The organism is Oceanicola sp. D3, from assembly GCF_006351965.1.
Lineage (GTDB): Bacteria > Pseudomonadota > Alphaproteobacteria > Rhodobacterales > Rhodobacteraceae > Vannielia.
Map to the genome: position 1 here is coordinate 3,816,031 of NZ_CP040932.1, position 23,327 is coordinate 3,839,357.

The window sequence follows — 23,327 nt, forward strand, 5'->3', positions numbered from 1 at the left end:
TCCTCATCCGCAGCCGCCGTAGCCGGCGGTGCGCTGCCGTTCGTGTTCTTGAAACGCCTGGGCGCGGGCGTCGTTTCGACCTTCGGCATAGGACCAGACCCGGTTGGGATCGCCGGCCTGATAGGGCTGGCCGATGCGGCTGGTATCGCGGGTGCCGTAGTGCCTGATGTCGGCCTGTTCGTAACCACGGGCCTGCGCGTAAGTCAAATTCCGCTCGACCACGTTCATCTGGTAGCCCCGGCCGAGCCGCCCAGTGCCGGTGTGGCCCGAGCGGCGGACGGCTGGGTCGTTGGTGATGCCGACATAGACGACATCACCGGCGCCATTGGTGATGTGGTAGAGCGAATAGCCCCCCTGATCGAGCGGCGTGAGGCCGAAGAAGTCGATCGCGCCTGTCGGGTTGGTTGGGTAGCCATAGAGGTTTTCGCCGCCCAGCAGGCCGATTGGGTCGGGTTGGGTGTAGCGACCAAGCTCGGGGTGCAGGTAGCGGTTGCGGTTGTAGTGCAGGCCGGTTTCGGGGTCGTGATACTGGCCGGGCGCACGCAGAGGCTGAGATAGGCCGCCGGGCTCCATGACCTGTGCCCGCCCATAGGCGCGATACTGCGCCGACCAGACCATGCCACCCTTCGCGTCAAACAGCGCCTGCGGCGTGCCGAGGTGGTCGGTGTCGTAGAGATAATGCGCGCCGTTCTCGACGAGGAAGAGCGGAACGAACTTGCCGGGGTGATAGATATAAAGCCGCTGGCAGGGCGTGATATCGGCCTCCGCCTCAGCTCCTGCCCCGACTGCGGTGCTCTCGCCGATCATATCGTCGCCACACCAGTAGAACCGGGTGGTTTGAATGCTGTCCGCGCCTGCGCCGTCGTTGGCAGAGTCTCGGTGGGTGCGCAGGGTTTTGGAGATGCGGCGGTTGAAGGCGTCGTAGGTGTAGCTGGCGGTGACCTCGCTTTCCCAAGTGGTGATGCGCGCTTCGCTGAGCCTCCCGGCCCCGTCGTAGGTATAGGTGCGGCGGGTGTTCTGACGTGCGCCTGACCAGTCTTCCACCATGTTGCCCTCGGCATCATAGCTGAAGTGGTGGTCACCCATCACCCGCACCTGCCCGGCGTTCTGGCGGATCGCCAAGGAAGTGGTGGGGCTTTCGGGCGTGGTGGCGGCGATGAGGTGGTTGGCCTGATCGTAGGCGAAGTGCTCGGGCGACCAGCCCTGAATGGCGGTGAGCCGCTGGGCGGCGTCATAGCTGTAGGTGCGGGTGCCAAAGCGGCTGTCGGTCAGTTCGGCCAGCGTGTCCTCGGCCGTCCAGCCGTAGTCACGCCGCAGCAATTGGCGGAAGCTGCCGGAGCCACTGTGGTGCAGCACCTCCCGCTCGGCAAGGCGCCCGCCCGCATCGTAGCTGTGCCGCAAGTGAACGGCCCCGGCGGCAATGCCTTTCAGGCGGCCGAGAGGATCGTGCGAAAAGCGCGCGAGCTCGCGACCATCGAGGGCGAGCGCAGCGGGGCTGCCATCATCGGCGTAATCATGAGTGATCTCGCGGCCATCGGGGAGCAGCAGCGCCTCTACACGCCCGCGCAGATCATAGCGGCGGGTGGTGGTATCGCCGTTGATGGTTTCATCCACCACGCGGCCCGCCGCGTCATAGCTGAAGCCCACCACCACGCCGGGCGATACCGCCTTTTCGACCTGCCCATTCGCGGCCCAGCTGAAGCGGTGGAAACTGCCATCGTCGTGGCGGCGCTGGAGCGGCCTGCCCCAGACATCGGCGGTTTGCTCGGTGCGCCGCCCACCCTCTGTCCAGGCCACCAGCGCGCCGGTTTCGGGGGAAAGCTCCAGCAGCGTCTCGCGCCCGTCAAAGGCCACCTGCCGCAGCAGATCGCCCGCGGCGTCATACTCCAGCCGATAAACCTCGCCCTCGGCATTGGTGACGGTGAGCGGGCGAAACTCGCTGTCGTAGGTATAAACAGTGGTGGCCCCGGTGGGCTCGACCCGGCGGACAGGGTGGCGGATACCATCGTAGCTCAGCCGGGTTTCCGCGCCTTCGGCGGTGATGTGGCGCACGATGTTGCCGTCCGGGTCATGCTCCATCCGGGTGATGCGGCCTGCGCCCTCATCTATCTCCAGCGGCTGGCCAAGCAGATCGAGGGTGATGCGCAGCTCGCGCCCATCGCTGTAGCGCTCGCGCACAACCCGGCCCAGCCTGTCACGTTCATAGAACCGCTCCAGCGCGTCGGGGCCCTCGGCCACCAGAAGGCCGCCAGCGCTGTAGCGCCCGCGCCAGAGCGGGCCCTTGGCGTCGAGCGTGGCCAGCCTGCGGCCGTGCTCATCGCGCAGAAAGCGGGTTTCGGCACCGGTGGCATCGGTCTCGGCCATGCAGTTGCCGATCTCGTCGTAGCTGTAGCTGGTGGGGCCGTGGTGGCTGTCGGTGGTGGAGGCCACGAGGCCGAAGCGGATATCGGTGGGCGGCACATCGAGCATGGTCTGGGTAAAGACCGCGCCCTTCTCGGTGGTGCCCTTCACCAGACGGCCCATGTCGTCATAGGCATTTTCCACCGCCGCGCCGGTGGGCTCTTCGGTGCGCAGCAGGTTGCCGGCTTTGTCGTAGCTCATCCGGCGCTCGCGCCCGAGCGGATCCACCTCCAGCGTCACATGGCCTGCACCGTCGTGGAAATAGCGCGTTTCGTGGCCGTCCGCATCGGCGACCACGCTGCATCTGTGAAGCTCGTCATAGGTGAAGGCGGCGTGGTTGAGCAGGTCCATCGCGCCGGAGGCAGAGCGGCCCCACGTGCGGGTGACGCGGGTAAAGCTGGCATCCCACTCGAACACATAGTGCAGCCCGCCCTTGCGGGTTTCGCTGACCATCTGGCCCGCGTGATAGGCATAGCGGATGGCGTTGCCTTCGGCATCGGTGGCATGGGCGAGATTGCCCGCGGCATCGTAGCCATAGCGCATCAGTGCGAAGCGCTCGCCCTCAATGGTGGGGTGCGGCGCATCAAGGGCGACAAGGCGGCCATAGCTGTCGTGGTGAAACCCGACGACATGGCCCGCCGAACCTGTCATCTGGGTCAGCAGGCCCAGACGGTCGCGCTCGATTGAGATGCGGTTGTTGTTGCGATCCGAGAAGCCCGACAGCAGGTAGCCGCCAGCCGTGTAGGGATCGGGCGCGAAGTGGCGCGAGATGCCGTTGTAATCGCGAACGGAAAAGCGGCTGCCGTCTGTCTCCAGAATGAGCCGCTCGACGGTGTTGACGGAGGGGCGGCCCGGCTCGGGCACGTGGAACAGCGCAAGGCGGCCATCCTCCAGACGCAGCGCGAAAGCATCGAGTGCGGGCGAGTAGAGCAGGCGCTGGCCCAGCACATCGGCCCATTTTGCCCCGAGGTTGCCGCTGGCCCCGGTTTCGGTGGAGCTCGACATCCAGGCCCGCGAAAAGGCGAATGGCAGCGGGCCGGGCAGGGTGAAATCGACAGAAGTGGTGAACAGCTCGCCGGTGGCCACGTCAACCGGGTGGCCCCGCGACATCCGCCCGCCGAGCCTGCCGCCGAAGAAGCCGCCGATCCACTCGCCGGTGGCCTCACCGATGATGCGCCCGCGCTCGCCGCCGATCTGCTCGCCGACGGTGCCGCCCGCCTCTTTGCCAACGTAGCCAAGCGCCAGGCCGCCGATGGTTTCACCGGCAAAGCCGATGAGCGCACAGGTGCCGCCTGCCATGAAGGCCGCCGCCGCCCCGGCGCCCACCGCAACGATGGAGCCGCCGATGGCCATGACCTGTGCCGTGGTGGTCATCCACGCAGGGATCTCGGGCTGGATGTCGAGCATCTGCACCGAGGCACCGCCGTATCTCACGTTTTCCGAGCCCTGCGAAATCTTTGCGCCGCAAACCGAGGTTTCATCAACCCGCGCGGCAGGCATCATGTTGATATGAACACGCTCCGCGCCGGTGGCGATGGGCTTGGGCGGGCCGGGCGCATGCATGGCGCAGAGCACCCCGTCGAGCACCGAGCGCGCTGCCGGGCGGTTGTTGACGAAGACATTGACCGCGCAGGGCGGCGAGATGGTGCCGCATGGTGGCCCCATGAAGGTGGCGCCAAGCGCTCCGCCCAAAAGCGCCGTGCCCCCCGTTGCCGCCACGCCCGCGCCCACCGCCGCCACCACCGCCAGTGCCGCGCCGCCGGTGGCCACGGTGGCCGCAACGATGGCCACGCCGACCACAGCGCCAAGGATGGCCCCACCGAGAAACCCGGCGAGCGCGGAGGTGTGGGAGATCTGATCAAGCAGCCGGGCGGCCGGCTTTGCATCGGACATGACTTGCGGCCCTCCGAGGGCCAGAGAAAGGAACGGTTACTTACTGGCGCGCGGTAATTGCGAGCGAGGCATACATCGGTTGAAAATGGGTTTCGTCGGCATGGTCAAAGTCCGCCTCAGAGGCGGTGCCGGCAAATGAGGCGATCCGGGGGGCGTCGAGCGGCAGAAAAATTTGCCGCTGCTTCATCCGCCCCGCGGCGGTTTTCCAGGTAAAGACAAGCTCCATGGCGAAGCGCCCGGAGAGGTTGGTTTCGTCCTGTTTGATAAGGCGAAAGCCATCAAGCGCGGAGCTGAGGCTCATCATCTGGCGGTTGCAGTAGTCCAGAAAGCTCTCGTCCGGGCGCATCTCGTCACGCGCGATGGCCACGTTGGGTGGCACCGCAGAAGGCGTGCCGTGGGCGGACCAGACGAGCACAGAACGATCGACCCAACCATCGGGCACGTCGACAGAGAAATCCGGTAGCTGGATGGAACTCATGGAAATTAATCGCCCGAAAATCAGCAGGGTAGGTGACTCTAATGGCGCCATGAGTCCGCAAGGGTGGCGTCATGTCAACCGCGATGGGCGGAGAGTTGCGCAGGTGCAGCATTTCCGTAGCGTCAGCCGGGCGCGCCCACTTTAGCCCGGGATGCGCGCCTCAACCAGAGCGCGAATGTCGTCGGGCGGAGGTGCCTTGGTGAAGGTGGGGCTATCGACGAAGACGCAGGTGAACTCGCCCTCGAAGCAAAGCGTCTCGTCCTGCCGCCCCTCGACCCGAAAACTGATGGAGGTGGTGCCCAGCCGCGTGGGCCAGCAGGCGCACTCCAGCACATGGCGCGGCGTGACCGGCGCGCGGAAATCCATGGACATCGACACGAAGGGGGTGCCGGTGCCGCGGTCGAGTTCCATATGATACCAGCCCGCCTGCTCGCCCAGCGCATCGGCCCACCAGCCGTTGATGGCCTCCAGCGCAAACCACGGCAGCCGGGCGGTGTAAGCGATGCGGGCCGGGTCACAATCGCCCCAGCCAACCTGGATCTGGTGAGTGTAGGGGGCCATCAGTAGGTTTCGACGTGATAGCGCCCTTCGGCGCGCATGGCGTCGCGGGTGCTCTGCCACGGCAAGCCGATGCTTTCGGCGATATTGGAAAGCGCCTCGTCCACCCCCGCCTCCATGCCGCGCAACCCGCAGACATAGATATGGGTTTTCGGGTCGGCCAGAAGCTCGGCCACCTCGTCCTCGTGCTGGCGCATCTTGTCCTGCACATATTCCTTTTGCGCCTCGGGCTGGCGCGAGAAGGCGAAGTGCTTCTTCAGCAGGCTGTCGGGCACCTTCTTGAGCGGGCCGAAGTAGGGCAGGCTGTCGGGGGTGCGGGCGCCGAAGAACAACACCATGTCGCCCGCCGCGCCTGCCGACATCCGCTGACGGCGCATGGTGAAGGCGCGGAAGGGGGCGGAGCCGGTGCCGGTGCAGATCATCAGCAGCCGGGCTGAAGGGTCGTCGGGCATGAGGAAGGTGGCGCCGAAGGGGCCGGTGACCTGCACCTCTGCGCCCTGCTCCAGATCGCAAACGTAGTTGGAGCCAACGCCGTGGGCCTCGCGCTTCACGGTGAGTGAAACATTGGCATAGCCGGGGCGCTCGCCATCGCGCGGGGAGCTGACCGAGTAGAGGCGCGGCAGGTGGGGCTTGCCCTCGGCATCGGTGCCCGGCGGGATGATCCCGATGGATTGGCCTTCGAGCACCGGAAAGGGCGCGCCCTGCATATCCAAGATGATGTGGCGCACATCAGAATCCGCGCCCTCGGCGGTGAGGCGGTAGTTGCCCTGCACCTTGGCCGTGACCGGCTTGCCGATGGTGTGGAGGTTGATCGAGGGCTTGGAGGCGGAGGCGGGCGCAACCGATTTGCCCCCTGCCCCGGCGTGGGCCTCGGCCAGCAGCGCGGCCATCGCCTCGTCGAGCGCCTCGGTGCTGTCGCCGCCACCGGTTTCGATTTCTTCCTGCTCGGGCAGTTCCGTCCACTCGAATTGCTCTTCGAGCGAGTAGGGCTGCTCAACCACCCGCCACTCGTCGATGGAGCCGGTGGGGCAGACGGGAATGCAATCCATGCAGAAGTTGCACTTCTCGGCATCGACCACGACGTTCATGTCGTCATGGGTGATCGCCTCGACCGGGCAGGTCATCTCGCAGGTGTAGCAGCGGATGCAGATTTCGGGGTCGATCAGGTGTTGCTTGAGAGGCTTGTTCATGCCGCCCTGCCCTTCGGCTTCAGCACCATCTCGGGCACCGCCAACAGATCCAGCACTTCGCGGCAAGCGCCCTTGCAGCCGGTGCAGCCGAGGCATTTGCCGGTGGTCAGCGCACGCGGGCGGGCGAGGGCCTGGGTTTGGGTCATCATGGCGGTTTCCTCCCTGTTGCAGTGGGTCGGGCGGCACCGAAGCGCCGCCCGGGGTGGCCTTAGGCCATGTGCAGCTTCACGTATTCGAAGTCGCCGGGCTTGTTGTCGATGCCGACCTTGGGCGCGGCGATCCAGCTGGCGTATTTGCCGGGTTCGTAGCAGGGCTTCATCAGCGACTGGATAAAGTCGCCATCGGCCTTGGTGGGCAGCCACTCGTCTTTCTTGGCAGCGTATTCCTCCTCGGACAGCGGATTGCCCTGCGGGTCGAACTTGGCGGCCGAGAACACGCCGATCTGGCGGTGGAAGCTTTCGTGCGGCAGCTTCAGCTCGAACTCGATGCCCATTTTCTCGATGGCCTTGTTCCAGCGGCCCACACCGCCCGAGGCGTCGCGCACGTAGTCGTCGCGAAGGCGCATGTTGATCGCCGTCAGCGCGGGCACTTCCTCCTGCACCACCTTGCCGTCCACGAGGTTCCAGACCTTGTAGGTGTCGCCACGCAGCTGGTGGTCATCGTCGATGCGGTGCTCCATGTAACGGCCCTTGATGCCCGCGTTGAAGGCGTTGGCGGCGTTGGTGGAGACTTCCTGACCGAAGAGGTCGAGGCTGAGCGTGTAGTGCAGGTTCAGCTTTTTCTGGATCGTCGGCAGGTCGATCACGCCGAGATCGCGGATCTTGTTGATGTCGTAGGGGTCGGTGATGCCGGCCTTCTTCATCGCCTCGCAGGTGGCCTGCACCACTCGGCCCACGCCGGTTTCGCCCACGAACATGTGGTGCGCCTCTTCGGTGAGCATGAAGCGGCAGGTGCGGCTGAGCGGGTCGAAGCCGGATTGGGCCAGCGACTCCAGCTGCATCTTGCCGTCGCGGTCGGTGAAATAGGTGAACATGAAGAAAGAGAGCCAGTCGGGCGTTTCTTCGTTGAAGGCACCGAGCATCCGGGGGGCCTCTTCGGAGCCCGACGAGCGGCGGAGCAGGTCATCGGCCTCTTCCCGGCCGTCCTTGCCGAAGTATTTGAACAGCAGGTAGACCATGGCCCAAAGGTGGCGGCCCTCTTCGACGTTGACCTGAAACAGGTTGCGCAGGTCGTAGAGCGAGGGGGCAGTGAGGCCGAGAAAGCGCTGCTGCTCAACCGAGCCCGGCTCGGTATCGCCCTGGATCACGATCAGGCGCTTGAGCATGTTGCGGTACTCGCCCGGCACTTCCTGCCACGCGGGCTGGCCTGCATGCTCGCCGCAAGGGATGGTACGGCCGTCGCCCTGCGGGGCCAGAAGCACGCCCCAGCGGTACTCGGGCATCTTCACGTAGTCGAACTTGGCCCAGCCCTTCGGGTCCACGGAGACGGCGGTGCGCAGGTAAACGAGGCTTTCCTGAAAGTTCTGGGGGATCAGGTCGTTCCACCAGTTGATGTAGCCGGGGTGCCATTTTTCCAGCGCCTTCAGCACGCGCTTGTCTTCGCTGAGGCCCACGTTGTTGGGGATTTGCGTGTCGTAGCTTACGTTGATGAGATCGAGCATTGGGTTCCTCCTCGGGGTGGTGGGCAAATTGCCCACCCTACGGAAAATTTCAGACGCGTTGCATGTTGTAGTCGCCGCGGATGCCGGTGCCGTAGCGTTGCAGGGCCCCCTCCTCACCCACCGCGTTGGGCCGCTGGAAGATCCAGTTTTGCCAAGCGGTGAGGCGGCCAAAGATGCGGGTTTCCATCGTTTCGGGGCCAGCGAAGCGCAGGTTGGCTTCCATCCCGGTCATCGCATCGGGCGAGAAGCTGGCGCGCTCTTCCATGAAGATGCGGATCTCGTCTTCCCAGTCGATGTCATCAAGGATGTAGGTGACGAGGCCCAGTTCTTCGGCCTCTTCGGCTTCGATGGCCTCGCCGATGTGCTCGCGCAGCGTGTCTACCTGCTCGGGGGTGCCGAGGAAGCGCGTTTGCAGGCGGGTCAGATCGTTGCCCATCGGGTATTGCCCGAAGTTGGACTCTGACAGGGTGATGGCGGCGGTGGGGCGATTATCGCCCTCGAACTCGTCTTCCATCATGTAGGTGCGGTCGGCAGCCCATAGGATCTCGGCCAGCACACCGGCAAAGCAGGAGCCGTGCTCGACCAGCGCGACGAGGCTGCGCGAGGTCACGTCGATCCGCTTCAGGATGCGCTTCCAGAAGGCGAGGGTTTCGGACGCCAGCCAGTGATCCTTGTTGGCCAGCAGCACGGCCTCATGGGCCAGCAGCGCCTCGGCATCGCCCTGGGTGCGGAAAGTCCATGTGCCCTGCTCCATCTCGTTGAGGCGCAGGTGCAGGATGGCGTCATCCAGCTCGCGGGCGAGCTTGAGAAGGTAGCTCTGATCACCCTGCGCCACGAGGTCTTCGGGGCCGCTCGGGGCGGCGCCTTCGGGGCCCTTGATGGTGATCGTGGCCGAGCGTGCGGCGCGATCAAGCTCCACCTCGACATGGGTGTAGGTCACGGCGGTGTCGGTGATGCTGCGCTCGATCGGGCCGAGGCTGATGCCCTTTTCGGCGCGGCTGGGCATTTGCGAGGCGAATTCGGCGGCGCGGGCGGTGACGGTGTCATCGAACTTGGAGTTCGGCACCACTTCATCCACCAGCCGCCAGTCTTTTGCCCGCTTGCCGCGCACGCCCTCCTCCATTGCGCAGAACACATCGGCGAGGTCACGGCGGACCTTGCGCTTGTCGGTCACGCGGGTGAGGCCGCCGGTGCCGGGGAGCACGGCGAGCAGCGGCACCTCGGGGAGCGCGACGGAGGAGCTGGAGTCATCCGTCAGCATGATGTGGTTGCAGGCCAGCGCCAGCTCGTAGCCGCCCCCGGCGCAGGCGCCTTTGACGGCGGCGATCCACTTTTGGCCGGAGTCCGCCTCGGCGGCCTCGAAGGTGTTGCGGGTCTCGTTGGTGAACTTGCAGAAGTTGACCTTGTGGGCGTGACTCGCGCCGCCGAGCATGCGGATATTGGCCCCGGCGCAGAAGACCTTCTCTTTGCCCGACTGCATAATGACGACCTTCACCTCGGGGTGCTCGAAGCGCATGCGCTGCACCACGTCGGACAGCTCGATATCAACACCCAGATCGTAGCTGTTCAGTTTGAGCTGGTAGCCGTCGAACAACCCGCCGTTTTCATCGACGTCCATGGAAACGCGGGCCACCTCGCCTTCGTACTCCACTTTCCAGTGGCGATACTTTGACGGGTCGGTACGGAAATCTATCAGCTTGTCACTCATGGCGCGTTTCCTCCTGTTACCGCGTTCTACCGGCTTGCAGGGCCGGAGTAAACGGGAAATTGGCATAATAATTCACATCTTCGGGCATATCGGCGCAATATCAGCGCCAATTATGCATTATACTGCACTATTTTGCATCTCCAGCGCGCGCTCGCGAATCGCCTCAAGTCGCAGGGTGAACCACCCGGCAGGGCGGGAAGGCGCGGTGAAGGGGGCGGCTTCGTCGATCAGCCGGGCGGCGATGTCGCACAGGCGCAGGGCGGCGGCGGGGCGCTCCATGCGGGCCTTGAGCCCGGCGTTGGCAAGCTGGATCAGCGCCTGAATGCCGGTGCGCGCGGCGCCATCGGGCAGTGCCAGCCAGACAGGCTCCAGCACCTCATGGGCCTCCCAGAAATAGCCCGCGTCTATCCAGTCGAGGCCGGTGGTGAGCGCCTCGGAGGCCAGCGGCTTGGGCTCGGCGGTTGCGCGCAACCCGTCGAACGCGCCCTCGGGGTGGCGCGCGGTCTGGCCGGGGACATAGGCGTATTCGGGCGTGGCGCTCACGCGGGCACCACCTCTTCGCGCTCGATCCGCACGAGGCGGGCGGTGAACTCGGCCACGGCATCGAGCACGGCCTCGGGTTGATCCAGATGGGGGCTGTGGCGGCAATCGGGAAGGATGGCCACATCAACCGGCGCATAGCTGCGGGTTTCGACCTCTTCGACCTGCGCCAGCGTGCCATATTGGTCGTCGGCGCCCTGAATCACGAGGCTGGGCACTCGGAGGTAATCGACCACCTCGCCCACGTGCCAATCCTTGAAGCCGGGCGCGAGCCAGGCGTCGTTCCAGCCGCGGAAGGTGGCCTCCGGGTCGGCGTGATACTTGGCCATCCGCGGCTTGAGATCTGCCTCGAAACTCTCGCGGGCGGCGGCGATGGCGGCCAGCCCGGCGGGTTCGGTGAAGAAATGGGGGGCCATGAGGACAAGGCCGCGAATGCGGTGATCGGCATGGCGGCCTGCGTGTTCGGCGGCGATGGTGGCGCCATCGGAGTGGCCCATGAGGATGTAATGATCGGCACCGATTGCGGCGAGCACCTCTGGCAGCGAGTCCATCGCCTCGCGTGTCATGTAATCAAGCGGGCGGGGCAGATCGGCGGGGTCTGACTGGCCGTAGCCAGCGCGCGAATAGGCGAACACGCGCAATCCGGTGGCCTGTGCCAGCCGCTCCGGAATATCGCGCCAGAGGGCGAGGCAGCCGAGCCCCTCGTGAATCATCACGATGACCGGGGCGGACGCATCACCCGCCCAGCTCTGCCATTCGAGCGATTTGCCTGCCGCCTCAACGCGGCCGTTCCCGGGAAAGTCGATCATGCCGGTTCTCCTTCACGCAGCTTGAAACGCTGGATTTTGCCGGTGGCGGTTTTGGGCAACTCGTCGACCACCTCGATCCAGCGGGGGTATTTCCACATGCCGATCTTCTCCTTCACCAGTTCCTTGAGATCCCCGGCAATGGAGGGGTCGGCCCCGTCCTTCAGGACGATGTAGGCGGCGGGCTTGTCGAGCCCCTTCTCATCGGCGCGGGCAACGACGGCAGCCTCCAGCACCGCCGGATGCTCCACCAGCGCCTGCTCCACTTCGAAGGGGCTGACCCAAATGCCGGAGACCTTGAACATGTCATCCGTGCGCCCGCAGTAGACGTAGCGGCCCTCAGCGGTGCGCTCGTACTTGTCGCCGGTGCGCGTCCAATGGCCCTGAAACGTGTCTTGGCTCTTGAGGCGGCGGCACCAGTATCCCTCGGCGGCGGAGGGACCACGAACCAGAAGTTCGCCGACTTCTCCGTCACTTACCGGTTCGTCATGCTCATTCACCAGCCGCACCTCATAGCCCGGCACAGCCAGCCCGGAGGTGCCATAGACGCATGCGCCGGGGCGGTTGGACAGAAAGATGTGCAGCATCTCGGTGGAGCCCACACCATCGACGATCTCAGCCCCCCAGAGCGCCTCCCACCGTTCGCCTATTTCGCGCGGCAGAGCCTCGCCGGCGGAGGTGCAAAGGCGGATGGCGTGGCTGGGCGATGTGCCGGCTTTTTCCTGCGCGGCGACGAGCGCGGCGAAGAGGGTAGGCACACCGCAAAACAGCGTGGGCTTCTCCTCGGCCATGATGGCGAGGCAGGCATCGGGCGTGGGGCGGCCGGAGTAGATGATGGAGGTGGCGCCGACGGCCATCGGGAAGGAGATGGCGTTGCCGAGACCGTAGGCGAAAAACATCTTGGCGGCGGAAAACACCACATCATCCTCGCGGATGCCGAGCACCTCCTTGCCGAAGGTATCGGCGGTGGCCTTCAGCGAAGCATGAACGTGGCGCACCCCCTTCGGCGTGCCGGTGGAGCCGGAGGAATAGAGCCAGAAGGCCAGCTCGTCATCATGGGCGTGGGCAGCTTGCACCGGCTCCGCGCCCTCGCAGAATTTACTATAGGACTCCGTGCCTTCCGGGGCATCGCCGATGACCAGAATGGCGCGGAGGAAGGGGTTGCCCTGCACGGCGGGGGCGACGGTTTTCCACATCGCTTCGGAGACAACGAGGATGGAGGCGCGGCTGTCTTGCAGGATCGTCTCATAGACCGGCGCGGCCAGCAGCGTGTTCAGCGGCACCGGCACCGCCCCGGCCTTGATCGCGCCCCAGAACACCACCGGAAACTCGATCTGGTCGCGCACGATCATCGCCACGCGCTCTTCGCGGCGCACCCCGTGGCGCAGCAGCGCCCCGGCGAATTTTGACGTTTCATCAGCCAGTTGGCCGTAGGTCAGGCTGCGTTTTGCCCCGTCTGCCTCGCGGAAAGCAGGCTTGTCGGCCCGGCCTTCTGTGATGTGGCGATCAACGAAATAAAGGGCTGCGTTGCTGTTCATTGGCGTCGTCCTCCCTGACGCGACTCCGCAGAATCGCGTCTCCTCCCTGTATGTGCGTTATAATGCATACATCACCGGAGCGATCAAGCGGCGCGCGAAAAATGTGCATTTTTCTGCATATTGCTGCCGAGCTGTGCGCGGGAGAGAGTGGGGCGATGATGGATGGGGTGATCAAACCGGAGGTTTTGCCACTGGGGCAGGATGGCGTGCTGGTGCGCTTTGCCCGCGCGGTAAGCCCAGAGGCCAGCGCGGCAGTGGCCCGCTTTGCCGCAGAGGCGGAGGGCTTGGCCGAAGAGGTAGCCCCTGCCCTCGCCTCGGTGCTGCTACGCTTCGACCCGGCCCGGGTGACGCGACCCGAGGTGGTGAGCGCGGTAGAAGCCCTGCTGAACACCCACGACTGGCAGGCACTGGCAGACCCGGCGCCCAGACGGCTCTGGCGCGTGCCGGTGGCGCTGGACGGTGCGCAACTGACGGAAGCGGCAGAGATGGCCGGACTCTCGGTGGAAGATGCCATCAAAGAGTTAACAGCGGCTGAACTTCGTGTCCGCGCTATCGGGTTTTCGCCCGGGATGCCCTATCTTGGCTACCTGCCCGAGCATTGGAACATCCCCCGCCAAACCGAGCTGACGCCCAAGGTGCCCGCCGGGGCGCTGGTGGTGGCGGTGCGGCAGCTTGTGCTGTTTCCCAGCGAAAGCGTGACCGGCTGGCGCATGATTGGGCGCTGCGCCTTCCGGCCCTTCCGGCGCGGCGCAGCGGAGCCGTTCGTGCTGCGCGCGGGTGATGCGGTGCGGTTTGACCCGGTGAGCGCCGATGAGCTGGATGCGCTGCAAGATCAACCGCTTGGCGGGGCCGTGGCCGAGGATATGGCATGACAACCCTGCGCGTGATCGACGTGGCCCCCGGCGTGACGGTGCAAGACATGGGCCGCCCCGGATGGGTGGCGCGGGGCCTCGCCCGGGGCGGCGCGGCGGACCGGCTGGCGCTGCTGGAGGCGGCGGCGCTGCTTGGGCAGGCGCAGCCCTTGGCGGCGCTGGAAATGGCGGGCGCAGGCGGGCGCTTCACGGTGGATGCGCCGGTGCGCCTGTGCCTGACGGGCGCAAGGATGAAAGCCGAGGTGGAGGGCCGCCCGCTTGGGCATTGCGAAACCGCGCTGCTCGCGCCGGGCGAGGTGCTGCGCGTGGGCGGCGCGGAGGCCGGCAACTACGGCTACCTGGCCTTTGCGGGCGGGGTGTTTGGCGATGAATGGCTCGGCTCGCGCGCGGCGCATCTGCTTGCAGGTGTTGGGAAATTGCTGGCAGCGGGAGATGAGCTGGCCGTGGGGCGCGATGACGACCCAGACGCTGCGGCGCAAGTGCTGGAGCCGGAAAGCAGGCTGGGCGGCGGGACGCTCAGGGTGATGCCGGGGCCGCAGACGGAGTTGTTTGCGCAGGAGGTCCGGGCGCGGTTCTTCGCCACCGGGTTTCACCGCGCGCCGCAGGCCAACCGGCAGGGCGTGAGGCTGGACTTTGAAGGAGAGCCGTTTGAGAGCGAAACCAAGGGTTTGGCCTCGGATTTCATCGCAAGTGGCGACATTCAGATGACCGGCGACGGTCGCCCCTATGTGCTGCTGGCCGAAAGCCAGACCGTGGGCGGCTACCCGAGGATCGGCACGGTGATTGCCGCCGACCTGCCCCGGTTGGCGCAGGCACAAGCCGGGGAAGCGCTGCAGTTTCAACCCGTTACGCTGGAGGAAGCCGATGCGGCATGGGAGAACGAGGCGGCGGTTCTGGCGCGGCTGAAACAGTCGGTTGCGCCCCGGGTGCGCGACCCGCACGACATCCCCGACCTGCTGGGCTATCAACTGGTGGACGGTGCCACCAAGGGCGATGAACTGGAGGACGAATGAGCCGGAAAATCGACCTGAACGCCGATATGGGCGAGAGCTTTGGCCCCTGGGTGATGGGGCAGGATTCGGAGATATTACAGGTGGTTACATCCGCCAATGTGGCCTGCGGCTTTCATGCAGGCGACCCGGATGTGATGGCCGCGACGATGGCGGCAGCGGTGAAAAATGGCGTTGGCATTGGCGCGCATCCGGGGTTTGCCGACTTGCAGGGCTTTGGGCGGCGTAGAGTTTCGCTTTCGGATCAGGAGCTTGGAAACCTTGTCGCCTATCAACTCGGCGCGGCTATGGCGATGGCGGGCAAGGCCGGGGGCAAGGTGCGGCACCTCAAGCTGCATGGGGCGCTGGCCAATATGGCGGCGGAAAATGAAGCGATGGCAAGGGTTTGCTACGAGGCGGCGCTGGCGGTTAACCCTGATCTGGTGCTGATGGTCATCGCACAGACCGCGCAGCAACGGGCAGCGGAAGCCCTAAAGGCCCGGTATGCCTGCGAGATTTTCGCCGACCGTGGCTATGAGGACGATGCTACGCTGGTGGACCGCTCAAAGCCCGGCGCGATGATCCACGATGCCGAAGAGGCCGCTGCGCGGGTGCTTCACATGATCGAAAGCGGCGCGATATTTTCCATCCACGGCAAGGAGATACCGGCGCGGATCGACACGATTTGCCTGCACGGTGACGGCCCGGAAGCCTTGGCAATTGCCCGGTCCGTGCGGGCGAAGCTGGAAGGCGCCGGATGGGTGCTTGCGCCGCTGTAATTTCGCGCTAGCCTGACCAGCAAGGAGACCCCAGATGAGCGCCATTTTCGTCCAGATCCGCTGCACCCCCGGCACCACCTACTCGGTGGCCAAGGAGCTGATTTTGCAGGAGATTCACTCGGAGCTCTATTCCACCTCCGGGGAGTGGGACTTGCTGATGAAGCTCTACCCGCCCGAGGGCGCAGATATCGGCCAGTTCATCAACGATACGGTCTCCAGCGTTGAAGGCGTTGAGCGGACGCTCACCACATTAACCTTCAAGGCGTTCTGAGGCGTTAACCCGCGATTTTGTCGGGGCACATCCCATGCACATGCGATGCACATCCCATGCATACGGGAATTCGCATGGGGTGGTTAAGTTAATGGATCGGTCGGGCGGTGGGCAGATTGACCACCCTACAGGCCGAGGTAGCTCTCCCGTGCCGCGACATCCGCCTCAAGCTCCGCCGAGGTGCCCTGCCAGACGGTTTCGCCGCGCTGGATGATGGTGTGGCGGTCGGCGAGCTTCATCAGGTCGTGCAGGTTTTTGTCGACCACGAGGATGGAGAGGCCGGTGTCGCGGATTTGCCCAAGCGCCTCCCAGATCTTGGCGCGCACCAGCGGGGCGAGGCCCTCGGTGGCTTCGTCGAGGATGAGCAGGCGCGGGTTTGTCATCAGCGCGCGACCGATCGCGAGCATCTGCTGTTCGCCGCCCGAAAGCAGGTTGCCCATGGAGCTGGCGCGGCTTTCCAGCTCAGGAAAGAGGGCATAGACCCGCTCTTCGGTCCAGGGATCGGGCTGATCAAGGTGGTTGGAGGCGGTGGCAACGAGGTTTTCGCGCGCGGTCAGGTTGGGAAATATCTGGCGGCCTTCGGGCACGAGGCCGAGGCCGAGGTTGGCGATGCGGTGCGAGGGCAGCCCGGCGATTTCGCGGGTTTCCAGCCGCACCCGCCCGGCGCTGGGTTTGAGGATGCCCATGATGGCGCTGATCGTGGTGGTCTTGCCCATGCCGTTGCGGCCCAGCAGGGTCACCACCTGGCCGGCGTTGACTTGCAGCGAGACGCGAAAGAGCGCTTGGGAGGGGCCGTAATGGGCCTGCAGGTTTTCGACCGTCAGCATCAGACCTCCTCCCCCAGATAGGCCGCTTCGACCTCCTTGTTGGCGCGGATCTCGGCGGGCGCGCCGGTGGCGATGATATGGCCGTAGACCAACACCGAGATACGATCGGCGAGGGCAAAGACGGCGTCCATATCGTGCTCGATCAGCACGATGGTGTGCTTGCCCTTCAGCCCACGCAACAGCTCCACCATGCGGGCGCTTTCCTCCGGGCCGAGACCGGCCATCGGCTCATCGAGCAGCATCAGCTCGGCTTCGCTCGCCAGCGCAATGGCGATTTCCATGTGGCGGTGCTCGCCGTGCGAGAGGGCGCGGGTGGGCAGATCGGCTTTTTCGGCAAGGCCGACGCGGGCGAGAAGCTCCGTCGCGCGGGCTTGGATCGCCTCCACCGAGGCGGCGGCGCGGAAGAAGCGGAAGGACGAGCCTGCGCGGGCCTGCACGGCGAGCGCGATGTTCTCGCGCGCAGTCATGTCGAGGATCAGCGAGGTGATCTGGAAGCTGCGGGTGATGCCGAGACGCGCGCGCTTGTGGGCGGCGAGCCCGGTGATGTCGCGGCCCTTGAACAACACCTGCCCGGCGTCTGGCCGCTGCGAGCCGCAGAGCTGGGTGATCAGCGTGGTCTTCCCTGCGCCGTTGGGGCCGATGATGGCGTGCAACTCGCCCGGCTCGACGGTGAGCGAAAGGTCATCGGTGGCGCGGATGCCGCCAAAGCTCTTCATCAGGTTGCGGGTTTCCAGAATGCTCATTTGCGCCCCCGGAAAAAGCCCATCAGCCCGCCTCGGGTAAAGAGCACAACGGCAATCAGCAGCAGTCCGAAGGGAAGGTGCCAATAGATGGTGTAATGGCTCAGCCACTCTTCGAGGATGATGAAGGCCGCCGCCCCAAGCACCGGCCCGCCGGTGGTGCCGCCGCCGCCAAGGATGACCATGAACATCAGCTCGCCGGAGCGCGTCCAATCCATCATCTCGGGGCTGATAAAGGTGGTGAAGTTGCCCAAGAGCGCCCCGGCATAGCCCGCCATGGCCCCGGAGATGACATAGGCTGTCAGCCGGTAGGCATAGGTATTCAGCCCCATCATCTGCACCCGCTCGGCATTGCCCTTGGCCCCGCGCAGCACCATGCCAAACCGCGAGCGGGTGACCATCCGCACGATCAGCATGGCGACGAGCAGCGACACATAGGCGAGGCCGAAGAGCTGAAGCGGGTCATCAAGGTTGATGCTGGGCAGCTCTGAGCGGGTGTCGATCACCAGCCCATCGTCGCCGCCGTATTCCTCGATCGAAACGATCGCGTAATAGACCATCTGGGCGAAGGCCATGGTGATCATGATGAAATAGACGCCCTTGGTGCGCAGGCAGATCGCCCCGGTCACAAGTGCGAAGAGCGCGCAGACCGCCATGGCCAGCGGGATCTGAACAAGGCCGGAGGTGGTGGCGAGGCCAAGGTCCTCCAGCCCGCCGTAGAGCCAATGGTAGGCGGGGATGCCCACCGCGTAGGCCCCAAGGCCCACGTAGGCCGCATGGCCGAAGCTCACCAGCCCGCCGTAGCCGAGGATCAGGTTCAGGCTGACGGCCGCGTTGGCAAGGATGGTGAGGCGGGTGGCAAGATCGAGCCAGAAGGCGTTGCCGGTGAAGTAGAACACCGGGGGCAGCACGGCGAGCAGGGCCATGGCCACAAGGGTGGCGATTGTGCGGGGACTCATGGCTGGCACTCCGCTTGGGGCCAGCCGTTTGCATGGATATTTGCAGCAAGAAAATGCGCAGGGTGGTGCGCCCAAACGGGAGCAATTTGAATCAAATTGTCCATTTTCTTGCGGGAAATGTCCCCGCCGGAAGACTTGAATCTCTTTTGGTGCGTCATCGGCCTCACCGCACCTTCGGCGGGAACAGGCCCTGCGGTTTCAGCGCGAGGACACAGGCCATGATGATGTAGATCAGCATTGCCGAGAGCGCGGGGGCGGAGTTTTCGGCGGCATCGGGCGACATGACCAGCTTGAAGATGTCGTCGAGGAAGCTGCGGCCCAGCGTGTCGATCAGGCCAATCAGCAGGGCGGCGATGAAGGCGCCTTTCATCGAGCCGATGCCACCGACGATGATGACGACGAAGGCGGTGATGATGACCTGGTTGCCCATGCCGATGCTGGCCTCTGTGATCGGCGCGATCAGCATGCCCGCCAGCCCGGCCAGCGCCGCGCCCAGCGCGAAGACGAGGCCGAAGAGCAGCTCGATGTTGATGCCGAGCGCCGCGACCATGGTGCGGTTGGAGGCGCCGGCGCGGATCAGCATGCCGAGGCGCGTGTGGGTGACCATCCAGTAGAGCCCAGTTGCCGCAACGAGGCCTGCGGCGATGATGACGAGGCGGTAGGTGGGGATCACGAGGGTTTCGGACAGTTCGATTTGCCCGGTGAAGGCGGGGGGCAGCGGCACGGCGATGCCCTCGGGGCCCCAGATCAGGTGGGCGGCGGTATCGAACACGAGGATCAGGCCGAAGGTGGCGAGCACGTGGTCGAGGTGGTCGCGGGCATAGAGCGGGCGGGCGATGAAGCGCTCCACCGCCCAACCGAGCGCCGCCGTGAGCGGCAGGGCCAGCAACACAGCGAGAAAGAAATTGCCGACGAGGTAGGTCAGCGAGGCGCAGATGAAGGCCCCGAGCATGTAGAGCGAGGCATGGGCGAGGTTGACGAAATCGAGGATGCCGAAGACCAGCGTCAGCCCGGAGGCGACGAGGAACAGCAGCAGGCCAAGTTGCAACCCGTTCAGCGTTTGGATGATGAGGAGAGAGGTATCCACGGATGTCTCGCGGTTTGGGCGGGCAGGGAAAGGCCCCCTGCCCGTCCGGATTTCAGGTCATTCCATCGAGCATTCGGCGGCGAAGCTGTCGACGTGATCTTCGAAGACAGTGCTCACAACCTTGGTCGTCCAGGTGCCATCGGCATCGGCCACCACTTCGCGCAGGTAGAAGTCCTGCACCGGGATGTTGTTGGTGCCGAACTTGAAATCACCGCGCACGGAGTCGAACTCGGCGGCCTTGAGGGCGGCGCGGATGGCGTCTTTGTCCTCGGTGTTGCCGACCTTGGCCACGGCGGAGGCGATCAGCATGATCGAGTCGTAGCTTTGCGCCGCGTAGTAGCTCGGGTAGGTGCCGAACTTGGCCTTGAAGTCGGTGACGAACTTCTTGTTGGCCGCGTTGTCCAGCGTCGGATCCCATTCCTGCGTGGTCTGCGAGCCGAGCACCGCCTCGAAGCCGGCCTCTTGCAGCTTGGGCAGCGAGAGCGCGTCGACGGTGAAGACCGAGTAGAGCGGCAGCGTGTCTTTCAGGCCGGCCTGGTCATATTGCTTGATGAAGGCCCCGCCTGCCGCACCCGGGTAGAAGACGAAGAGCCCGTCTGCGCCGGAAGCCTTGGCCTTGGCCAGCTCTGCCGAGAAGTCGAGCTGCGCGTCGGCGCCCCATTTGGTGAGGTCTTTGCCCGCGATTTCACCATTGAAGGCGCGCTCCACACCGGCGGTCATGTCTTTGCCGGCGGCGTAGTTGGGGGCCATCAGGTAGAGCGATTTCACGCCCTGCTGGTTGAGCACCTCGCCCAGCGCCATCGGGGTCTGATCGTTCTGCCATGAGGTGGAGAAGAAATTGGGGTCGCAGAGCTTGCCGGCCATCTGGCTCGGGCCTGCGTTGGCCGAGATCAGGAACTTGCCCGCATCGAGCACCGATTTGCGCGAGGCCAGAAGCACGTGACTCCAGATGTAACCGGCGACAAAATCGACGTCATCCTGCTTCACCAGCTTGTCGGTGGCCTGTTTGCCCGCTTCCGGGGCGAACTGGTCATCGCCGAAGATCACCTCGATATCGAGGTCGCCCGCCTTGCCGTCGAGGTGCTCGACCGCGAGGTTGACCGCGTTTTGCATATCGGTGCCGATCACCGCCGCGCCGGTGGTGAGCGTGGTGACGAAGCCGATCTTGACCGACTCGGCATGGGCGCCGGTGGCCACGATGCTGGCCGCGCAGGCCGCCGTGAGTAGCTTTTTCATGTTATTCCTCCCTAGGTGCGCACCGGTCTGTGCCAGGCGTCGCATGATTTGTGCAATATATTGCCGCTTTAGGCAATATTCTTCTCATTCGCTTGCAGCGCCAGTTTGACAGCCTGACGGTCGATCTTTCCAGTGCCCGTTTTGGGCAGGTCGGTGACGAAGCGTATGGTGCGGGGATATTTGTAGGGCAGCAACACCTGCTTGACGTGAGCCTGCAACATCTTCACCGCGCCCTCATCCGCAGGGCCGGAGCGCAGGGCGACAAGGGCGGAGAGAGTCATGCGGCGGTCGGGCAGCTCGTGGGCGAGCACGGCGCTTTCAACCACCTCGGGGTGCTCGTTGAGCGCGCGTTCCACTTCCAGCGGCCAGACCCATTGGCCGGAGACCTTGACCAGGTCGTCGGCGCGGCCCTGAAAGTAGTAGAAGCCCTCGCGCTCGATGAAGCGGTCGCCGGTGTTGATCCAGTCGCCGTCCATCGTCTCGGCGGTCTTGTCGGGGCGGTTCCAATAGGCGGGGGCGGAGGAGTGGCCGCGCACGAACATCACCCCATCCTCGCCCGAGGGCGTGGGGGTGCCATCGGGCGCGCGCAGCTCGATTTCATAGCCCGGCACCCGCTTGCCCGCCGCGCCGAGCCGTTGCTCGGTGGCGGTGTTGGAAAGATAGACATGGAGCATCTCGGTGCTGCCGAGGCCCTCGATAGGCGGCAGGCCGGTGAGCGACTGCCAGCGGGTGAAGACATCCTCCGAGAGAATTTCGGCCGCCGACATGCATTGCCGCAGCGAGCCCAGATCACGCGAAGAAACGCCGGGGGCGTTGATGAGCGCGGTGTAAAGCGTGGGCAGGCCGAAAAAGACGGTTGGCGCGTGCGCTTCGATCATGTCGAGCACGGCGGCCGGCTTGGGCTGGCCGGGCATCAGCAGGGTGCAGGCCCCCACGGCGAAGGGAAAGGTGAAGCTGTTGCCGAACCCATAGGCAAAGAAGGCCTTGGGCACGGAAAAGCACACATCATCGGGGCGCAGCTTCAGCACATGGGTGGCGAAGCTCTGTTGGCTGTAGGCCATATCGTGATGCAGGTGGACAATGCCCTTTGGGCGGCCCGTCGAGCCAGAGGAATACATCCAGAAGGCCATGTCATCCGGGCCGGTTGGCGCGGCGTCGAGCGTGGTGGGATGGCCGGAGGTGAAGGCGGCGTGGTCGGTGATGACAGGCGCCCCCTCGGGGAAGCGATCGGCATACTGCGGCTCGGTCACGGCGAGCGGCGCGCCACTGTCGGCAAGGTAGAAGGCCAGCAGCTCGGGCGGGGTCATGGTGTTGAGCAGCACCGGCACAAAGCCCGCGCGGGTGGCCCCGAAGAACGCGGCCGGAAAGCTCGGCGTATCGTCGAGAAACAGCGCGATCCGGTCACCGGGGGCGAGGCCGGCGGCGGTGAAGGCGTGGCCCCATTGCGCGGCGCTGGCGATCAGCTCGCCATAGGTGAGGTCGCCCGCCGGGCCGGTGAGGGCGCGGGCTTGCGGGTTGCGTGCGAGGTTTTGCCAGAGGATCTCGGCGCAATTCGGGTGGTCGGCCTTGTCGAAGCCAATTTCAACGGCGCCGGGCGGGGTGCGGACAGGATCAATCATTGCGCGGCCTCATATTCAGCCATGAAGCCAGGCGAGAGGGCGCGCAGCTTTTCGGTCGGCACGCGGCCAGAGCGGGTGACGTAAGACATGGCAAAGTCGAGCGGCGGCATTTCCATGTGCTGCGAGAAGGTCTCGTACCACGCGGCAGAGGTGTTTGCCCCGGTCACGATCTTGCGGGCCACGGGCGGGCGACTTTGCTGGTAGTCGGCAAGGCCCGCCTCAAGCGAAGAAGCGCCAGAGATGGCGGTGATGAGCGCGATGGCATCTTCCATCGCCAGCCGGGTGCCGGAGCCGATGGAGAAATGCGCGGTGTGCACCGCATCGCCGAGCAGGGCCATGTTCCCCGCCGTCCAGGTCTCGCACCAGAGCTTGGGGAATTGCCGCCAGATCGAGCGGTTGGTGAGCAAAGGCGCGCCTTCGAGCACATCGGAGAACAGGCTGGCGCAATAGGCGGCGCTCTCCTCCTCGCCCATGTTGGCAAAGCCGTGGGCGTCAAAGGCCGCTTCCTCCAGCTCGACGATGAAGGTGCTCATATCCGGCGCGTAGCGGTAATGGTGGGCATTCAGCGCACCCTTGGGGTGGCGGATGAAGGTTTGGGTGAGCGCATCGAAGGGGCGCGGCGTGCCGAACCACGCAAAGCGGTTCGACATGTGGCCGAGGCTGGGCGCGTTGGCCGCGGTGCGGCAGCGCGAGTTGAGGCCATCGGCACCGATGATGAGGTCGGCCTGCATCGAGGCCGGGTCTGCCTCGGTACCGAAGCGCAGCTCGACGCCCAGCGCCTCGGCGCGGGCGGTGAGGATGGTGAGCAGCTCCAACCGGCCGATGGCGGCAAAGCCGATGCCGTCCAGCGTGACCGCGCCGTCGGGGTGGTTGAGCACCATGTTCTGCCAGCGCTCCATGCGCGGCGCGATCAGGTCGTGCGTTTCGGGATCGTCCTTGGCGAGGAAATCCAGCGCCCGGTCGGAAAACACGACGCCAAAGCCCCATGTCACCCCGCGCGGCGCGGCTTCATGCACCGTGACGCGGGCCTGCGGAAAGGCGCGGGCTGCGAGGATGGCTGCCGTCAGCCCGCCTGGGCCGCCGCCGATGATGTCGATAGATGATGGCTTGGCCATTCCGCCCTCCCCTGCGGTTTGGTCTTGTGCGACTGTGACGTTAGGCGGTAGTTCCGCATTAT

The 23,327-nt window shown here is 65.2% G+C and carries 21 protein-coding genes; 4 read left to right on the plus strand and 17 right to left on the minus strand.

What is annotated here, in order from left to right:
* Positions 1 to 3: 3 nt before the first annotated feature.
* From FHY55_RS19180 to FHY55_RS19220, 10 genes are all read right to left on the minus strand, one after another.
* Complete coding sequence (locus FHY55_RS19180) at positions 4 to 4,293, minus strand: RHS repeat-associated core domain-containing protein (protein ID WP_140015717.1); 4,290 nt, start codon at positions 4,291 to 4,293, stop codon at positions 4 to 6.
* A gap of 40 nt (positions 4,294 to 4,333) precedes the next feature.
* Positions 4,334 to 4,771 carry a DcrB-related protein gene (locus FHY55_RS19185; RefSeq protein WP_168223062.1) on the minus strand — a complete coding sequence of 146 codons (438 nt, stop codon included), beginning with the start codon at positions 4,769 to 4,771 and terminating at the stop codon, positions 4,334 to 4,336.
* Between the two features lie 141 nt (positions 4,772 to 4,912).
* The gene (locus FHY55_RS19190; protein WP_140015719.1) at positions 4,913 to 5,332 is read right to left on the minus strand and encodes a thioesterase family protein; all 420 of its coding nucleotides are present in this window, start codon (positions 5,330 to 5,332) and stop codon (positions 4,913 to 4,915) included.
* Entirely contained in the window at positions 5,332 to 6,519 is a 1,188-nt protein-coding gene (boxA, locus tag FHY55_RS19195; RefSeq protein WP_140015720.1) for a benzoyl-CoA 2,3-epoxidase subunit BoxA, read from the minus strand. Before boxA ends, FHY55_RS19190 begins: the two co-directional genes overlap by 1 nt.
* Positions 6,516 to 6,668: a hypothetical protein gene (locus FHY55_RS20610; RefSeq protein ID WP_168223063.1), complete on the minus strand. Its 153-nt coding sequence runs from the start codon at positions 6,666 to 6,668 to the stop codon at positions 6,516 to 6,518. The genes boxA and FHY55_RS20610 overlap by 4 nt, the downstream gene beginning before the upstream one ends.
* Positions 6,669 to 6,727: 59 nt before the next feature.
* Positions 6,728 to 8,179: a benzoyl-CoA 2,3-epoxidase subunit BoxB gene (gene boxB, locus FHY55_RS19200; protein WP_140015721.1), complete on the minus strand. Its 1,452-nt coding sequence runs from the start codon at positions 8,177 to 8,179 to the stop codon at positions 6,728 to 6,730.
* 49 nt (positions 8,180 to 8,228) lie between these two features.
* Complete coding sequence (boxC, locus tag FHY55_RS19205) at positions 8,229 to 9,887, minus strand: 2,3-epoxybenzoyl-CoA dihydrolase (RefSeq protein WP_140015722.1); 1,659 nt, start codon at positions 9,885 to 9,887, stop codon at positions 8,229 to 8,231.
* 117 nt (positions 9,888 to 10,004) lie between these two features.
* Positions 10,005 to 10,430, minus strand: a complete 426-nt coding sequence (locus tag FHY55_RS19210) for a DUF309 domain-containing protein (RefSeq protein ID WP_168223064.1) — start codon at positions 10,428 to 10,430, stop codon at positions 10,005 to 10,007.
* On the minus strand, positions 10,427 to 11,236 hold the full coding sequence (locus FHY55_RS19215) for an alpha/beta fold hydrolase (protein WP_140015724.1): 810 nt from the start codon (positions 11,234 to 11,236) through the stop codon (positions 10,427 to 10,429). Before FHY55_RS19215 ends, FHY55_RS19210 begins: the two co-directional genes overlap by 4 nt.
* On the minus strand, positions 11,233 to 12,771 hold the full coding sequence (locus FHY55_RS19220; protein ID WP_140015725.1) for a benzoate-CoA ligase family protein: 1,539 nt from the start codon (positions 12,769 to 12,771) through the stop codon (positions 11,233 to 11,235). The genes FHY55_RS19215 and FHY55_RS19220 overlap by 4 nt, the downstream gene beginning before the upstream one ends.
* A 155-nt stretch (positions 12,772 to 12,926) precedes the next feature.
* Here FHY55_RS19220 and FHY55_RS19225 point away from each other — a divergent pair, with 155 nt between their 5' ends.
* From FHY55_RS19225 to FHY55_RS19240, 4 genes are read left to right on the plus strand one after another with little or no spacing between them, the layout of a single operon-like run.
* Positions 12,927 to 13,643, plus strand: coding sequence for an allophanate hydrolase subunit 1 (locus tag FHY55_RS19225; protein WP_140015726.1), 717 nt, complete (start codon positions 12,927 to 12,929; stop codon positions 13,641 to 13,643).
* A complete protein-coding gene (locus tag FHY55_RS19230; protein WP_140015727.1) occupies positions 13,640 to 14,656 on the plus strand; it encodes a biotin-dependent carboxyltransferase family protein in 1,017 nt (338 codons plus the stop codon). Before FHY55_RS19225 ends, FHY55_RS19230 begins: the two co-directional genes overlap by 4 nt.
* Entirely contained in the window at positions 14,653 to 15,411 is a 759-nt protein-coding gene (locus FHY55_RS19235; RefSeq protein ID WP_140015728.1) for a LamB/YcsF family protein, read from the plus strand. Before FHY55_RS19230 ends, FHY55_RS19235 begins: the two co-directional genes overlap by 4 nt.
* A gap of 34 nt (positions 15,412 to 15,445) precedes the next feature.
* Positions 15,446 to 15,682 (plus strand): Lrp/AsnC ligand binding domain-containing protein, encoded by a 237-nt coding sequence (locus FHY55_RS19240; RefSeq protein WP_140015729.1) that lies wholly within the window; start codon positions 15,446 to 15,448, stop codon positions 15,680 to 15,682.
* Between the two features lie 125 nt (positions 15,683 to 15,807).
* Here FHY55_RS19240 and FHY55_RS19245 read toward each other — a convergent pair whose 3' ends face one another.
* The 7 genes from FHY55_RS19245 to FHY55_RS20835 all read right to left on the minus strand — a co-directional run bounded on the left by FHY55_RS19245 (position 15,808) and on the right by FHY55_RS20835 (position 23,265).
* Positions 15,808 to 16,509 carry an ABC transporter ATP-binding protein gene (locus FHY55_RS19245; protein WP_140015730.1) on the minus strand — a complete coding sequence of 234 codons (702 nt, stop codon included), beginning with the start codon at positions 16,507 to 16,509 and terminating at the stop codon, positions 15,808 to 15,810.
* Positions 16,509 to 17,252 carry an ABC transporter ATP-binding protein gene (locus FHY55_RS19250; RefSeq protein WP_140015731.1) on the minus strand — a complete coding sequence of 248 codons (744 nt, stop codon included), beginning with the start codon at positions 17,250 to 17,252 and terminating at the stop codon, positions 16,509 to 16,511. The genes FHY55_RS19245 and FHY55_RS19250 overlap by 1 nt, the downstream gene beginning before the upstream one ends.
* Positions 17,249 to 18,208: a branched-chain amino acid ABC transporter permease gene (locus FHY55_RS19255; protein ID WP_140015732.1), complete on the minus strand. Its 960-nt coding sequence runs from the start codon at positions 18,206 to 18,208 to the stop codon at positions 17,249 to 17,251. The genes FHY55_RS19250 and FHY55_RS19255 overlap by 4 nt, the downstream gene beginning before the upstream one ends.
* Positions 18,209 to 18,371: 163 nt before the next feature.
* A complete protein-coding gene (locus FHY55_RS19260; protein ID WP_140015733.1) occupies positions 18,372 to 19,295 on the minus strand; it encodes a branched-chain amino acid ABC transporter permease in 924 nt (307 codons plus the stop codon).
* Between the two features lie 57 nt (positions 19,296 to 19,352).
* Positions 19,353 to 20,531: an ABC transporter substrate-binding protein gene (locus tag FHY55_RS19265; RefSeq protein WP_140015734.1), complete on the minus strand. Its 1,179-nt coding sequence runs from the start codon at positions 20,529 to 20,531 to the stop codon at positions 19,353 to 19,355.
* A gap of 68 nt (positions 20,532 to 20,599) precedes the next feature.
* The gene (locus FHY55_RS20830; RefSeq protein ID WP_140015735.1) at positions 20,600 to 22,150 is read right to left on the minus strand and encodes a benzoate-CoA ligase family protein; all 1,551 of its coding nucleotides are present in this window, start codon (positions 22,148 to 22,150) and stop codon (positions 20,600 to 20,602) included.
* Entirely contained in the window at positions 22,147 to 23,265 is a 1,119-nt protein-coding gene (locus FHY55_RS20835) for an FAD-dependent monooxygenase (protein WP_140015736.1), read from the minus strand. The genes FHY55_RS20830 and FHY55_RS20835 overlap by 4 nt, the downstream gene beginning before the upstream one ends.
* Positions 23,266 to 23,327: the final 62 nt, after the last annotated feature.